This window comes from Paenibacillus sp. YAF4_2 (genome assembly GCF_052113225.1).
Lineage (GTDB): Bacteria > Bacillota > Bacilli > Paenibacillales > Paenibacillaceae > Pristimantibacillus.
The window spans coordinates 76,890-91,454 of the sequence record NZ_JBFRCT010000012.1; the positions used below are offsets into that span (position 1 = coordinate 76,890).

12 protein-coding genes are annotated in these 14,565 nt (G+C 44.8%); 9 read left to right on the top strand and 3 right to left on the bottom strand.

Going from position 1 to position 14,565, the window contains the following annotated elements:
* Positions 1–13: 13 nt before the first annotated feature.
* From AB4Y93_RS24660 to AB4Y93_RS24670, 3 genes are read right to left on the bottom strand one after another with little or no spacing between them, the layout of a single operon-like run.
* Entirely contained in the window at positions 14–985 is a 972-nt protein-coding gene (locus tag AB4Y93_RS24660) for a sugar ABC transporter substrate-binding protein (protein ID WP_441895957.1), read from the bottom strand.
* The gene (locus tag AB4Y93_RS24665) at positions 982–2,565 is read right to left on the bottom strand and encodes a response regulator (RefSeq protein WP_441895959.1); all 1,584 of its coding nucleotides are present in this window, start codon (positions 2,563–2,565) and stop codon (positions 982–984) included. The genes AB4Y93_RS24660 and AB4Y93_RS24665 overlap by 4 nt, the downstream gene beginning before the upstream one ends.
* A 14-nt stretch (positions 2,566–2,579) precedes the next feature.
* The gene (locus AB4Y93_RS24670; RefSeq protein WP_441895961.1) at positions 2,580–4,373 is read right to left on the bottom strand and encodes a sensor histidine kinase; all 1,794 of its coding nucleotides are present in this window, start codon (positions 4,371–4,373) and stop codon (positions 2,580–2,582) included.
* 270 nt (positions 4,374–4,643) lie between these two features.
* Between AB4Y93_RS24670 and AB4Y93_RS24675 the strand changes: the two genes are divergently transcribed.
* The 9 genes from AB4Y93_RS24675 (at position 4,644) to AB4Y93_RS24715 (ending at position 14,456) form a co-directional block, all read left to right on the top strand.
* Positions 4,644–5,699: an ABC transporter substrate-binding protein gene (locus AB4Y93_RS24675; RefSeq protein ID WP_441895962.1), complete on the top strand. Its 1,056-nt coding sequence runs from the start codon at positions 4,644–4,646 to the stop codon at positions 5,697–5,699.
* Positions 5,700–5,777: 78 nt separating this feature from the next.
* Entirely contained in the window at positions 5,778–7,283 is a 1,506-nt protein-coding gene (locus AB4Y93_RS24680; RefSeq protein WP_441895963.1) for a sugar ABC transporter ATP-binding protein, read from the top strand.
* Between the two features lie 4 nt (positions 7,284–7,287).
* Positions 7,288–8,328 (top strand): ABC transporter permease, encoded by a 1,041-nt coding sequence (locus tag AB4Y93_RS24685; RefSeq protein ID WP_441895965.1) that lies wholly within the window; start codon positions 7,288–7,290, stop codon positions 8,326–8,328.
* On the top strand, positions 8,321–9,286 hold the full coding sequence (gene yjfF, locus AB4Y93_RS24690) for a galactofuranose ABC transporter, permease protein YjfF (RefSeq protein WP_441895967.1): 966 nt from the start codon (positions 8,321–8,323) through the stop codon (positions 9,284–9,286). Before AB4Y93_RS24685 ends, yjfF begins: the two co-directional genes overlap by 8 nt.
* Before the next feature lie 29 nt (positions 9,287–9,315).
* Positions 9,316–10,365, top strand: a complete 1,050-nt coding sequence (locus AB4Y93_RS24695) for an ABC transporter substrate-binding protein (RefSeq protein WP_441895969.1) — start codon at positions 9,316–9,318, stop codon at positions 10,363–10,365.
* 113 nt (positions 10,366–10,478) lie between these two features.
* Positions 10,479–11,291, top strand: coding sequence for a class I SAM-dependent methyltransferase (locus AB4Y93_RS24700; RefSeq protein ID WP_441895971.1), 813 nt, complete (start codon positions 10,479–10,481; stop codon positions 11,289–11,291).
* Positions 11,291–11,749, top strand: a complete 459-nt coding sequence (locus AB4Y93_RS24705) for a GyrI-like domain-containing protein (RefSeq protein ID WP_441895973.1) — start codon at positions 11,291–11,293, stop codon at positions 11,747–11,749. The genes AB4Y93_RS24700 and AB4Y93_RS24705 overlap by 1 nt, the downstream gene beginning before the upstream one ends.
* A gap of 174 nt (positions 11,750–11,923) precedes the next feature.
* Complete coding sequence (locus tag AB4Y93_RS24710; RefSeq protein WP_441895975.1) at positions 11,924–12,415, top strand: hypothetical protein; 492 nt, start codon at positions 11,924–11,926, stop codon at positions 12,413–12,415.
* A 166-nt stretch (positions 12,416–12,581) separates the two neighbouring features.
* Complete coding sequence (locus AB4Y93_RS24715; protein ID WP_441895976.1) at positions 12,582–14,456, top strand: ADP-ribosylglycohydrolase family protein; 1,875 nt, start codon at positions 12,582–12,584, stop codon at positions 14,454–14,456.
* The last annotated feature ends 109 nt before the right edge of the window (positions 14,457–14,565 follow it).

Genomic DNA, 14,565 nt, shown 5'->3' on the forward strand with positions numbered 1-14,565 from the left:
CCGCCGTTTCCTATTATTCCAGATGTGCTTTGTTTACTTCTTTTATACCCGTATCGATAAACGAATCGACCTGTTCACCCTTGCTCGCTTGGAGCAAGGTTTCCAGAATTACTCTTCCCCAATCCGCTTCGTTCTGCGATATAACAGCAGCTAGCTGGCCGTTGATTAAAGCGTCATTGCCGGTAGTGGTGACTCCCATCGAAATAGCAAGCCGGTTTAATCCTTTGGCTTTCCAAATAAGCGTAGAAGCGGATGCAGAAATATAATCCAGTCCCACCATCGCATCAAATTGAGGATGAGCGTCAATCATGCTCTCGATATCATTCATCGCTTGATCTTCACTGCCTTTGTTATGATGGACCTCAAGAACATCAATGGAAGACTCACGATTCAGATAGTCTAAGAAGCCTTGTAGACGTTGTTTCATCCCCAGCATTTCCTCCATACCATTCTCTACGATAATCATTCCTTTGTTGCCAAGCAGGTGACTGATGGTCATCGCACTTTGCCTGCCTGTCAGAAAGTTATCCGCACCAATATAAGCGGTTCGATTACTGTCTGGAGCATCCGATTCAAAGGTAACAACGGGTATTCCTGCAGCCAATGCTTTATTAATAACCGGAGTTAAGGCTTCAGAATCTACAGGCGAGATCGCGATCCCATCGATCTCCTGTTTGATCATGGATTCCATAATGCGGATCTGTTGTTCCGTATTTGCTTCATCCGGCGCATTTACGATAAGTGCCACATTATTGTTATCTGCTGTCTCGCTTGCGGTAAGGGTAATCATTTCATAAGTTGGGTAAGTCATGGGATAAATAATGCCAAAGGTTTTTGTTTTGGAATGGCTGGCATTAGGAGGAGAAGGAGAGTTGTCAGCTTGAGACTGCAGGCGATCATCACTCCCGCCGCTGAAACAACCACTTAATACAGCGATCATGATAGCAGCGAGGCTAATCATCGTCAGCTTGCGGTTACGAATCATGCCGTTTCATCCTTTTCTAATTCCTGCAGCCTGCCTTTGTGATCATCGGCTCCTTGATTCCGGTATTCTTTTGGGGTCATGCCAGTCATTTTCTTGAATAGATTCGAGAAATAATGCGGATCATTGTAGCCAACTTCGAATGCAATCTCAAATGATTTGCTGCGAGTTGTCTTGAGCAGCTCCATTGCTTTGCCAATTCTGATCTGTGTTAAATATTCGGTAAGCGTCTGTCCAGTTTCCTGGCTGAACACTTTACTTAGATGGCTAGGGCTGATCCGGACATGATTGGCTATGACCTTCAAGGATAACTGTTCATTGTTATATTGACTCATGACGTACTCTTTAACCTGATTGATGACATCCCCATATTTATCAGATGATTCTGCCCGCCATTGCCACAGCTCCTGATACAGATTACAAAGGTATTCGCAGCAATCTTCCCAGGTTGCAATTTTCTTAATCTCCTGCTGCAGACAGCCTATGCTGCCGCTTGGATCTACTCCCGTTCGGAATGACTGCTTGGCAACACGATACGCCTCCAAGGTAAGATCATTTAACAGGTAGAAGCCGTAAGGGGAGGCCTTCCAATTCAATTGCTTTAATTCCACCGCGAATTCACGGACGAATGAATCTCTTTGGGCAGGAACACCAATCTTCAGAAACTCAAGAAATAGATGGCGGTCGAGTACAATATCGACGGATACATGGAACTCGCTTAATGTTGCTTTGTTGAGCTCCGTTAATCGGTTCATATATTTATCCTCCTCCGCTTCGAGATAGGAGAAATGAATCCCTTGAATACGTTCCTGCAAGCTGCCGATACCGGTGTAAATCTCAACACCAAATTGGTTTTCGAGCTCAGTACGGATCTTGCCGCTGACAGCTTTTAGTTCGCTCGCAATGTCATCTGCCGTATTGCCCTTCAAGATACAGACGAGCTCCGTTCGGCTGCGAAAGAAGGATAAGCATTCTACCAGCGGAGCCAACTGTCGTTCAAGTTCATTTCGTATGCTTGTAATCGTCATGGAATCCGCCGAATCTTTACACCTAATATCCAGAGTCGCCACTGCATAGAAGCGGGAAGACAATGAAACGTTCAGCTCCTTGGCAGATTCAATGGCCTCCGAGGTGCCAATTAATCCTCCGCATAAGTCGGCTAATAATCGCTCCTTTGTTATAGACTGACTCTTTTGCCGCTTCTGCTCCTCGTCAATTTTGGCGCTTACCTTCTGAAGGATCTGAATGAGCTCTGATGCGCTGATTGGTTTCAGGCAGTAGTCCTCAACGCCAAGCCGAATCGCATCCTGCGCATAACGAAATTCATCATGACCGCTCATTATGATCACTTTCATATTAGGCATCTGTTTACGAACAATTGCGGTTAATTCCAGTCCGTCCATAAAAGGCATCTTGATATCGGTAATGAGAATATCCGGTTGATATTCCTCAATCAGAGGCAGGGCAACTTCTCCATCAGATGCATCACCGCAGTAGATGAATCCTTCCTTCGTCCAGTCCACACAATTCCGGATGTTTTCCCGGATCAAAATCTCATCATCAACGATCATCACTTTTTTCATCGTTATGACCATCCTTATTTTTTTGGAATGCGAATCGATATTTTACTGCCTTCTTTGTGAATACTTTCCATTTCAATCCCGTAAGGCAGGCCGAAATATAATCGTATTCGATGATGAACATTTAGTAGACCAAATCCGCCTTCATCGTCGTCCTGCTTGGGAGTAAGAGAATCAATCGGCATCTCCAATTCCTTCTGCAGCTGTGCCAGCCTCTCTGGAGTCATCCCGATCCCATTGTCTTCAATGGTCAGAATAATATCCCGTTCCTGGGCATAGCCAACAATTCGAATCATGCCTTGGCCGCGTTTGTTTTTGATGCCGTGGTAGATCGCATTCTCAATCAACGGCTGCAGGGTCATTTTCATAATCGGATACACTTGCAGCTCAGGATCAACGACCATCTCATATTGCAAAATATCATGATATCTCATTTGCTGAATGACCAAATAATTATGTGCATGCTCGAGTTCCGTCTTAATCGATACCCAATCACGGCCTTTGTTCAAACTAAGACGGAAGAACCGAGACAACGCCTTAACCAGCTTGATAACGCTTTCTTTTTTCTCTGCTTCAGCCATCCAAATAATCGAATCTAAGGTGTTATACAAAAAATGAGGGTTAATTTGAGCTTGGAGGGTTCGAAGCTCTGCCATCTGCTTTTGTTCCTGTTCACGCCTGTTTTTGTCGATTAAGCTCTTAATCTCTTCGATCATAATATTGAAGCTGTTGCCAAGATCAGCAATCTCGTCGGTCCCCGTTGGTGTAACCTTCGCATCGAGGTAGCCATTAGCAGCCTTCCGCATCTTGTTCATTAGAATCTGAATCGGCAAAGTAAGACGGTTGGTCAGGAAGAAGTAAAGCGTCAGAGCAAAGATTGCACTAAGCACTACACTTACGATAATAAGCTGGCGGATCCCATTGGCTTCCGCAATAATCTCCTGAAACGGAACGACACCAACAATTTTCCATCCAGTGATTTCGGAAGTGCTGTAAACAATAAATTGAGGCTTTGATTTGGTTGACAGAACAAAGCTGTCATTCTGCGCGGTCATGGGCTCTTCTGCAATTTGTTCCAGTATAGTGCGAGAAGCACTGGAAGATTGGGGTTGGAAGACTGTCTCGCCATAATGATCATTAATATAGAAGAAGCCTGTTTTGCCAATAACGGTATTCGCTAGAAAATCATCAATCATGGCTTCATTCAGATCAATGATGATAAAGCCAATGACTTCATGAGTGATACGCTGCTTAACAGCAGCAATAATGGATAGAGCATTCTGGCCTGGATAAGTAAAGCCGTCCAATCGATTAAGGTCGGAGTAAGCAGATTCCGGAATTCTTAATATGGCATCAGGATATTGGGTTAAATATTGAAAGTACGGATTCCGAAGCGGGTTACGGTCAAGCTGAAATACACCTTTCCGTTCACTGATGCCTTTGCCATAGAAGTTCACCATCGATATATTGAGGACCTTGTCATACTTGTAGGTTTCACGGTAGAACTTGAAGGTCTGAAGGATTGATTTGGCATCCTCATACGTTTCAGATTGGGAGTATAGAAACTGGAGCACCTGCGGGTTTTTCCCCATTTCCAATATTCTCTCGGTATCCCCAAATAAATTGTCCATATTACGGGCTAGTTGGTCAGCAACCAACTGGGTTGATGCTTTACTATGATCGGATACGGTGTTGTAGGATTTCTGATAGGAGATAAGTCCAACCACAAGTAAGGGGACTGCGGTAAGAATAATAAACATGCTCAGCAATTTAGCCCTAAGGCTTGAAGTGATCCACTTGATGAGCTTCATGAGTTGTTCCTCTCCATATAGATAATGAGATTGTTCCCCCACATAACAATTTATAAATTTTTTTCATTATAGCATGTTTCTGTACGAATTTAAGAGATTCACGGAATAGTACACCTTTCGCGAAAAAAATTACACTTTACTCTTTTGATGTCCGAGCTGTTGCCAAAAATTCTAAACCAAACTCGCATCTGACTCCATATTAGGCGAGTGAGGGGGCGGTCTATACTTAAGGCACGCCAAACATGGTGAACGAAAGGGAGGATTAACCAGATGAAAGTAAAGAAAAGATGGGGACTTGCAATCACACTTGCTGTAATGGTATCTATTGTAACCGCTTGCGGTGGGAACAATGGCGGTAACAATGCGAACAACACGGCCAATGCAACGAATAAGCCGGCTGAGACAACAGCGGTGAAAGAAGAGACAAGCGGCGATACAACAAGTACTAAGAAGATTACACTTGGCTTCTCTCAAGTTGGTGCAGAGAGCGGCTGGCGTACTGCTAACACGATCTCGATCCAAGATTCGGCCAAAGAAGTTGGCTTCGATCTGAAGTTCTCTGATGCTCAGCAGAAGCAAGAGAATCAGATAAAAGCGATTCGCTCCTTTATCCAGCAAAAAGTGGATGCCATCGCATTCTCACCGGTTGTTGAATCGGGCTGGGATACAGTATTAAAAGAAGCGAAGGATGCAGGAATCCCGGTTATCTTGACGGACCGTGCTGTAGATTCAGCGGATACTTCGCTGTACAAAACGTTTATTGGTTCTGACTTTATTGAAGAAGGCAAGAAAGCCGGCCAATGGCTTGTTGATCAATATAAAGATTCGCAAGAAGACGTGAATATCGTTGAGCTTCAAGGTACTACGGGTTCTGCTCCGGCGAATGACCGTAAAGCAGGCTTCCAGGAAATCATCGCTTCGAATCCGAAGTTGAAAGTCATTGCTTCCCAAACAGGCGACTTCACGCGTGCAAAAGGGAAAGAAGTTATGCAGGCGTTCCTGAAAGCACATAAAGATATCGATGTGCTCTATGCTCACAACGACGATATGGCTCTAGGTGCTATTCAAGCAATTGAAGCTGCTGGTCTTGTTCCAGGCAAAGACATCATAATTATCTCGGTTGATGCGGTGAAAGACGGTATGCAAGCTGCTGCTGACGGCAAAATCAACTTTATCGTAGAATGTAACCCGCTGCTCGGACCACAGCTGATGGAAGCGGTTCAAGCGGTAGTAGACGGTAAAGAGATTGATGCTCGTATTGTTACGAAAGAATCAACCTTCACATCAGAGCAGGCGAAAGAAGCTTTGCCATCACGTCAGTACTAATCGAGTAAAAGAAAGAAGCCACCTATCGGCCAGTTTCGTCGCTGGGTGGCTTTTTCTTCTGGAGAAGGAGAGGAATCCATGCTTGTACCAATATTAGAAATGGCAGGAATCACGAAGCGATTCCCAGGAGTTAAGGCGTTATCTAACGTTGACTTCCGGTTGTTTCCGGGAGAAGTTCATGCCTTGATGGGTGAAAATGGAGCGGGCAAATCAACTCTGATTAAAGTGTTGACTGGTGTTTACTCCATTGATGAAGGCTCGGTTACAATCGAGAATCAGTCTGTCTCGATCTCGGGTCCACTTGAGGCACAGAAGGCCGGGATTAGTACGGTCTATCAGGAAGTGAATCTGTGTCCGAATTTGACCGTGGCAGAAAATATTTTCATCGGAAGAGAGCCTTTGAAATTCGGCAAAATTCAGTGGAAGAAGATGAATAAAGATGCGGACCAGCTGCTAAGAGAGCGATTAAATCTGTCGATTGATGTGACGTTGCCGCTTCATGGTTATTCGGTTGCGATCCAACAGCTAATTGCAATTGCACGTGCATTAAGTATCTCTGCGAAAGTACTTATTCTGGACGAACCAACCTCCAGTCTAGATCAGAACGAAGTTCAGCAGCTTTTTAGCATTATGCGGAAGTTGAAGAGTGAAGGTCTTGCCATCTTGTTCGTTACCCATTTCCTCGATCAAGTCTATGAGATGTCGGATCGAATTACAGTGCTTCGTAATGGGGAATTGGAAGGAGAGTACCTTGCGGCCGAGCTTCCGAAGATCGAGCTGGTACTGAAGATGATAGGCAAGGAGCTTAAGCTGCTGGAAGAACTGCCAAAGCTGTCTGAAGAATCTAAATCGAGCGTTGGCAACACGATGATTACCGCCTCTGAGCTTGGACGAAAAGGAGCAATTAAGCCATTTAATCTGGAGATTCGCAAAGGTGAAGTGGTAGGGCTAGCCGGTCTTCTAGGATCCGGACGAACAGAGATCGCAAGATTGCTCTTTGGTGTAGATCGTCCTGATGAAGGTAAGCTGGTTGTTGCCGGATCTGGAAGCACAGTGAAGTCGCCAAGACAAGCGATTGATCAAGGAATTGCCTTTTGCTCAGAGAACCGTAAGACAGAAGGTATCATTGATGACCTGACCGTACGCGAAAATATTATTCTAGCCCTTCAAGCGACACGAGGCTGGTCTAGACCCTTATCCCGCAAGAAGCAGGATGAGATTGCTGATCAATATATTAAGATGCTGAATATTAATCCGCCTAACCCTGAGCATTTGATTAAAAATTTAAGCGGAGGCAATCAGCAGAAGGTTTTACTTGCCCGCTGGCTTTTAACAGAACCGGATTTGCTTATTCTTGATGAACCTACAAGAGGTATTGATATCGGGGCAAAGGCCGAAATTCAGAAGCTGGTCCTTTCCTTAGCGAAGCAAGGGATGTCTGTCTTGTTTATTTCATCGGAGATGGAAGAGGTTATCCGGGTGAGCGACCGTGTTGCCATCCTGCGTGACCGCACGAAAGTGAAAGAATTAGGCAGCGGCGAGATCAATCAACAGCAAATCATGCAAGCGATGGCAGGAGGATAATACTATGCGAGGCAAGCTGTATCAACATTATTTGTTCTGGCCGTTAGTTATGCTGGGCACCTTACTTTTATTTAATTTGATCTATTCGCCAGATTTCTTCTCGATTGTTGTTCGTCAGGGTAACTTATATGGCAGTCTTATCGATATTCTTAATTTTGGAGCTCCACTTATCCTTGTTTCGATCGGGATGACCCTTGTAATTGCAACTGGCGGTATCGATTTATCCGTTGGATCCATTGTCGCTATCTCGGGTGCAATGGCGTGTCTATCCATTAGTAAAGGAACCGATCAAAACTCGCTCCTTCTTGTACTTGGTGCAGTTGGTGCTTCCATTGTTCTTTCGATCATACTTGGAGTATGGAATGGTGTACTCGTTACGATTACCCGAATTCAGCCGATTATCGCAACTCTTATTCTCATGGTTGCCGGACGAGGTATCGCACAATTGATTACTAGCGGACAGATTATTACAGTGTCCAATTCTAATTATGAATATATCGGCGCAGGATCGCTTGCAGCCTTGCCGTTTTCTATTTTTATCGTTGCGGCTGTTCTGCTTATCGCATCCCTCTTGACGCGGCGAACTGCTCTTGGATTATTTATCGAATCGGTAGGCAGCAATTCTAATGCAAGCCGTCTGGCAGGTCTTCGTTCCAAGACCGTTATCTTAACCGTGTACATCTTCTGCGGATTATGTGCGGGGATTGCGGGATTAATTCTAAGCTCCAATGTGTCTAGTGCAGATGGCAATAACGCCGGCCTATGGTATGAGCTTGATGCGATTTTGGCTGTTGTTATCGGCGGCACTTCGCTTAATGGCGGACGATTCTATTTGATGGGAACGGTAGTTGGAGCGCTAATCATTCAGACTCTAACGACGACCATCTATATGATTGGAGTTCCACCCGAAATTACGCTTGTTGTAAAAGCCTTTGTTGTCCTAGCCGTTTGTCTGATTCAATCCGAATCATTCCGCAAGACGCTAATGACTCGCTGGAAGAAACGGAATTACCCTGCAGAACAGGAGGTTACCCGCCATGCTTAATCGAAAATTCGTTCCCATACTAGTGACATTTGGCTTACTCGCAGCCATGTTCGCTGCAGGCTCCTTCCGTTATACCGGATTTTTCTCCGCGCAGGTGCTTTATAATCTGCTGATTGATAATTCTTTTCTAATTATTACAGCTGTAGGGATGACCTTTGTTATTATTTCTGGCGGCATTGACTTGTCAGTAGGCTCCGTAATTGCTTTGACAACGATGCTAAGCGCAAGCTTGGTTGAGCAACAGGGCTGGTCGCCGGCTGTTGTAATTCCACTAGTGCTTATTATTGGAGCATTGTTTGGCACTATTATGGGAGCCATCATTCATTATTTCAAGATTCAGCCGTTTATTGTTACTCTAGCTGGGATGTTCCTAGCACGAGGGATTTGTTATATCATCAGCATTAATACGATTACGGTGACGAATTCCTTCTTCACGAAAGTCGCTCAGACGAAAATCTCGCTTCCTGGCGGCAGTTTTATCTCCATTAATGTTATTATCGCGCTTGTAGTTGTTCTAACAGCAATCTTCTTAGCGCACTATACGAGATTTGGGCGTAATGTCTATGCGATCGGTGGAAGCGAACAATCGGCTTTGCTTATGGGCCTGCCGGTTGCTAGAACTAAAATTCTAGTGTACACGTTCAGCGGCTTCTGTTCGGCACTTGCTGGAGTAGTCTTCACCTTCTATATGCTTTCCGGTTATGGCCTGCATGCTATGGGACTTGAGTTGGATACAATCGCTGCCGTTGTTATTGGTGGAACACTCCTGACCGGTGGTGTTGGATATGTCGCAGGTACGTTCATCGGTGTATTGATACAAGGGGTTATCCAAACTATAATTAGCTTTGAAGGAACACTAAGCTCTTGGTGGACCAAAATCGTAATTGGTTTATTATTGTTTGTATTTATACTCTTCCAGAGACTATTAAGTGATCGACGGGTAACGTTAAAATCATGACAATCTAGTAGAAATAAAGGGGGCGGAGCATGAAGCAGCTTGTTTATCTGGTGCTAGGCGTATTCTTACTATTCATGCTGCAAGGCTGCACTTCCGGCGGCGAAGCTCCAGCCCCCGTACAATCCATAGACAGTGAGGAGCCTCCGGCCATCAGTGATTGGCTCAAAACATCCGCCTCTACTGTGAAACCGGAGATGCCTATTACGCTGGGGTTCTCTCAACTGGGAAGCGAGAGTGCATGGCGGCTGGCCAATACGGCATCCGTCCAGGATGCAGCAGCTGAATCTGGCATTCATTTGGTTATAAAAAATGCTGATCAGTCTCAAACGAAGCAATTCGAAGCGATCCGTTCTTTTATCCAGATGAAGGTGGATGTCATTGCAATCGCTCCGGTTGTTGAATCAGGCTGGGAAGACATTCTTAAGGAAATCAAACAATCAGGTATTCCGGTAGTTATCCTTGACCGATCTGTAAATGTGAAAGACACCTCTCTCTTTGTGACAACGATAGGTTCGAACTTGTATGAAGAGGGAGTAAAAGCCGGCAAATATTTGATCGATCGGATGCGTAACCAGACTGGCTCAATCCGGATTGCCGAGCTGCAAGGGACAAAAGGTTCAACTCCTTCTATACAGAGGGGAGAAGGGTTCCGCAGTATTATTGCAGCTAGAGAAGATATGGTCATTACGCAAAGTGCCCCGGCAGATTTTACGGAGGAGAAGGGCAGGGAGGTTATGCGCAGCTTCCTGGACGTTCCTCCAGATGAGCGGCCGCAGGTGTTATTCGCACATAATGATGATATGGCTCTTGGTGCAATTGAATCGATTGAGGAAGCAGGTCTTAAGCCGGGCATCGATATTGTTGTCATCTCCGTTGATGGTTCCAGGAAAGCACTTGAAGAGCTTGCAGCTGGTAAATTAAACGCTGTTGTAGAGTGTAATCCGCTCTTAGGTCCTCAGCTTATGCAGGCTGCTAAGGAGATTATGGCTGGCCGGACTCTTCCGAAACGAATGGTTCCACCGGAAGATATTTTTACTCAGGAGAGAGCTGCGGAAGTCGTAAGTCAGCGTAAATTTTAGCATATAGTGGTGAAGAAATCCGTGAAGTTAAGCGGATTTTTTTCTTTTTTACACAGATATTGTCGTTTATAATAGATTGTAAACATATGGAATTTGAGGGAGAGGTGTGAAGAATGCAGGAAGAACTGGTTAAGGCAAATAAAGTCGCATGGGAAACGAAGGCTTATCAAGCTTGGGTTCGGCATTATGGCACTCCTGAACAATTAGCTGAGACGTTAAAACAGACCGGCAGTCATCATTTGCGTTATTGGCTGAAGTATATCGGAGATCCAGCAGGGAAACGGATTCTTAATCTGTTAGGCTCGCATGGAAGGAAAGCAATTTCTCTGGCCATGCGTGGTGCAGAGGTTACCGTTGTTGATCTATCGGAAGAAAATCAGCGATATGCCCTTGATGTTGCAGCAGCTGTTGGGGTGGAACTGAATTATATTTGTTCGGATGTCTTGAACATTCCAGATGAAGATACGTTAGGTGAATATGATTTCGTACTGATGGAATTCGGGATATTGCATTATTTCACGAATCTTGGAGACATCTTTGAAGTCGTCCGTCGTCGGTTACGTTCTCATGGACGATTGCTGCTGACAGATTTCCATCCCTTCGCCAGAGCCTGGGCTAGTACATATAACTTGAAAGAGCCAAACGGGAATTATTTCGATCATACCATTAGAGAAGGTGACGTAGCTTTCGCGAAGCTATTGCCTGAGGAAGATCAGTCTGGACTCGGGAAGGTGCTGGGACGTAGTTGGACGGTAGGTGACATTCTAAGCGCAATTGGTTCCGCGGGGCTAATGATACGAACCTTTGAAGAGATTCCAAGCTCAACGGAACCAGGTTTTCCTGAGTTCTATACCTTAGTGGCTGATAAGTTGGATGTGACATTGGAGCCGCTTTTTCCAAATAAAAGTGATGAGGAGAGAGTCTAATGTCTAGTGATCAGCAGGTTGTACAGGTCGAGATTGTTACGTTAAGTGAGAAGCATTTTATTGGAGTAGCTGTGACAAATGCGTTCAAACGAGTAGACCCAGAGGCTATTGAGGAAACTTTTCAATTATTTCTGTCTAGGAAAGATGAGATTGAGGGTGTCGTAGATTCGGAAGCCTATGTTTGTCCTCATTTTGCCAATGACTATCTCTTTACGTACATCTATTGCATGGAAGTGACCAGCATCGGAGATGTTCCGGAAGGGATGATCGGATTCTCTGTGCCGAGCCAGCGTTATGCGAAAGTACGATCTGCTGATCAAGATCCGTATGCGTTAATTAAGTCATCACTGGAATCTATGGATCTAACGAACAATACTAGATCACTAGCCCTCGAAGTGTACCGCTTTGGTGAAGAGCAGAATATGAACAACGCGGATATTTATATTCCTATCTTTTAAAGAAGTAGAGGGTACATTTCAAGAGGCATCAAATTTTTGATGTATGCCGAGCTGCTTAATGTTGCAAAAGTTATTTGTTAGCGGATTTTCCAATGTGTATGCAACATTTTTCCTGCAAGAGCCGTAATCAATCATATAAGCAGCTCGGAATTATACATCAAAGGGGCGAGTAACATGCAATTGTATTTTCGTGATAATTTTTGGAATGCCGGCTTAACGGAGATTCTAGATGAACAAGAAGGGAAAGTTGGACATCTTGATCTTAGAAGTGCATTTGGATCTGCGATTGATATTTATGGGCCAAATGACGAACTGTTGTATAACGGGAAATTCCCTTTCTTCTCGGGCAAATGGGAAGTGAATGGAGCCGATGGGGAGCAAATAGGGAAACTGAGAAGCAGGCTTACGTTCTTCTCTAAGAAGTATACTTATGAGACGATAGGACGGGGCAGCTACGAGATTATATCTCCTGCATTTTCGAAGGAATATGAGATTATAGATGATTCTGAAAATGTGGTCGCCCAGTTTAAACAGGTTAACGGATGGTTATCGTCAGGCGCTTTTCTACTGGATAATCAATGTGAATTTCTCGACTCTTATGAGCTTGTTGCTGTCATTATTGGGATGCACGCCATACAGAAGGCTGCTAATAATGCAGGGAATTGAAGTGAAATAACAATGACGCCTGGACGCTACGTCTGGTCGTCATTTTTTTGATCTATCTATTGTTTAGATGTGGTACATTGAAATAGTAATGTTCTCGATAAGATATTTTGTTAATCCACCGTTTGTAATATTCCTAGTCGTACTAATTGAAAGGGGCTAGAACGGAATGAGCAGAAGTGTACTAAACGAGGAAGAGTTTTACCAGAAGGTATACGGCGGTTGGATGGGGAAAAATATCGGGGGGACGCTAGGCGGCCCTGTTGAAGGTAAAATGGAGGTTTTGGAGCTCGATTTTTATCCGGAACTTAAAAACTTGCCTTTGGCAAATGATGACCTCGACCTGCAATTAGTTGCGCTGCATGCCATTGAGCGACATGGCGCTAGAATGACGGCTAAAGAGCTTGGTCAGGAATGGCTGGAGCATGTGTTTTTCCCGTATGACGAATATGGCTATGCTTTGACCAATCTTCGCAGGGGACTTATTCCTCCGGTAGCAGGTTCGTTCAACAATCCATTTGTAGACTGCATGGGCTCACCAATCCGTTCGGAGCTGTGGGCAATGGTGGCTCCTTGCGCACCTAATATAGCGGCACATTATGCTTATCAGGATGCCATACTAGATCACGCGGGCGGAGAAGGCGTCTATGGTGAAATGTTCTTTGCAGCAATTGAAAGCGCTGCCTTTGCTGAAAGTGATCGTGATACACTGATTCAGATTGGACTAAGTTATATTCCTACTGACTGCCGTACGGCACTTGCTGTGAAGGATCTATTGGTTTGGCATCACGAAGGCAAGGATTGGCTGGAGGCTCGTGCTCTGGTTCTTGAGCATCACGGCAGTGATAACTTTACGGATGCACCACAAAATATCGCGTTCACTATTCTAGGCTGGCTGTATGGAGAGGACTTTGGAGATGCCATATTGAAAGCGGTTAACTGCGGTTATGATACGGATTGCACAGCAGCTACGCTTGGAGCGATCTTGGGCATCATCGGTGGTGCTGACTCACTTCCCGCCAATTGGATTGCACCGATTGGAGATAAAGTTGTCGTAAGTGCACCCATTAAAGGTTTCCCAGTCCCGGCAGATCTTGATGAGCTTACGCGTCGTACAATTCGAGCAGCAAAAGAGGTACTGGCGGTATGGGATTCACCTGTGGATATTCGTAGAGACTTGACGACTTCGGTTGAACCGCGTTTGCTGAAGCCAACAGCCTCGACTTTGAAGGTTCAGAGTCAGGATTTTAAAAAGAATCGCTATATCGTGCCGCAGGGAACGATGGCTGAACATGGTATTGAAGTAGAGATCCAATACCAAGATCAGGTACCTGTAATTGGACCTCATGATACATACCAACTTCGTTTTCAATTAACGAATCGTTCGGGTGAAGAATGGACTGGCCGATTATCCCTGAGCGTGCCTGAAGGCTGGACGAAGACGGAACAAAGTGCTTTTACACTGCCTGCAGGAGAATCATTCCTATGGGAAACGCAGGTTACTTCAGGCGCTGAGTTGCGGCCATCCTATGAGCTTGTGCTTGTGATTGAGCGTAATCATGACGGATATATTTGGAATACGGACAAAGTTGTCTTCTCACTGGTGGCGGCGGCTTCTTGGAAGCTCTATTCACCTTCGTCCCATGATGGAGTTGATGTGAATTTACCAGGCAATCTCGTAGATTTTGAGAAGGTGTTTAACACAGAGGTTAAAGGAGTTTATCGTGCAGAAACACGACTATTTTCGCCGAATGACCGCGAGATTCTGCTTCTTGCAAGTTCCGCATCACCTGTTCGGGCAACGCTTAATGGCCAGCTAGTAATTGACGCTCAGGAAGCAACGGTATTTATGCCGGCCTATCACCGGTCTCCTAAATCGAAAGGCGCAGTCGTTCAGTTGAAAAAAGGTGATAATCCACTCATTATCGAAGTCGAGAAGACGGATCATCAACTGCGATTGTATGTGTTGCCAGTTGCGAGTGAAGAGACAAGTACTCCAGGTTCACATTATTACCATACAGATATTATATTTTTGGAGTTGTAATTGACAGATTTGCCGCCTTCAATAAGGCGGTTTTATTTTGGTCAAATTACTACATTAAGGTTTAGCATAGCAAATGTACAATCTATTAAGCTTTTCAAACTGAAACAGT

Bases quoted from the DNA above. Each gene is read 5' to 3' on its own strand.
- yjfF (WP_441895967.1), top strand. From the start codon at position 8,321: ATGCTTAATCGAAAATTCGTTCCCATACTAGTGACATTTGGCTTACTC.
- AB4Y93_RS24695 (WP_441895969.1), top strand. From the start codon at position 9,316: ATGAAGCAGCTTGTTTATCTGGTGCTAGGCGTATTCTTACTATTCATG.
- AB4Y93_RS24700 (WP_441895971.1), top strand. From the start codon at position 10,479: ATGCAGGAAGAACTGGTTAAGGCAAATAAAGTCGCATGGGAAACGAAG.
- AB4Y93_RS24705 (WP_441895973.1), top strand. From the start codon at position 11,291: ATGTCTAGTGATCAGCAGGTTGTACAGGTCGAGATTGTTACGTTAAGT.
- AB4Y93_RS24670 (WP_441895961.1), bottom strand. From the start codon at position 4,373: ATGAAGCTCATCAAGTGGATCACTTCAAGCCTTAGGGCTAAATTGCTG.
- AB4Y93_RS24660 (WP_441895957.1), bottom strand. From the start codon at position 985: ATGATTCGTAACCGCAAGCTGACGATGATTAGCCTCGCTGCTATCATG.
- AB4Y93_RS24710 (WP_441895975.1), top strand. From the start codon at position 11,924: ATGCAATTGTATTTTCGTGATAATTTTTGGAATGCCGGCTTAACGGAG.
- AB4Y93_RS24675 (WP_441895962.1), top strand. From the start codon at position 4,644: ATGAAAGTAAAGAAAAGATGGGGACTTGCAATCACACTTGCTGTAATG.
- AB4Y93_RS24665 (WP_441895959.1), bottom strand. From the start codon at position 2,565: ATGAAAAAAGTGATGATCGTTGATGATGAGATTTTGATCCGGGAAAAC.
- AB4Y93_RS24715 (WP_441895976.1), top strand. From the start codon at position 12,582: ATGAGCAGAAGTGTACTAAACGAGGAAGAGTTTTACCAGAAGGTATAC.
- AB4Y93_RS24680 (WP_441895963.1), top strand. From the start codon at position 5,778: ATGCTTGTACCAATATTAGAAATGGCAGGAATCACGAAGCGATTCCCA.
- AB4Y93_RS24685 (WP_441895965.1), top strand. From the start codon at position 7,288: ATGCGAGGCAAGCTGTATCAACATTATTTGTTCTGGCCGTTAGTTATG.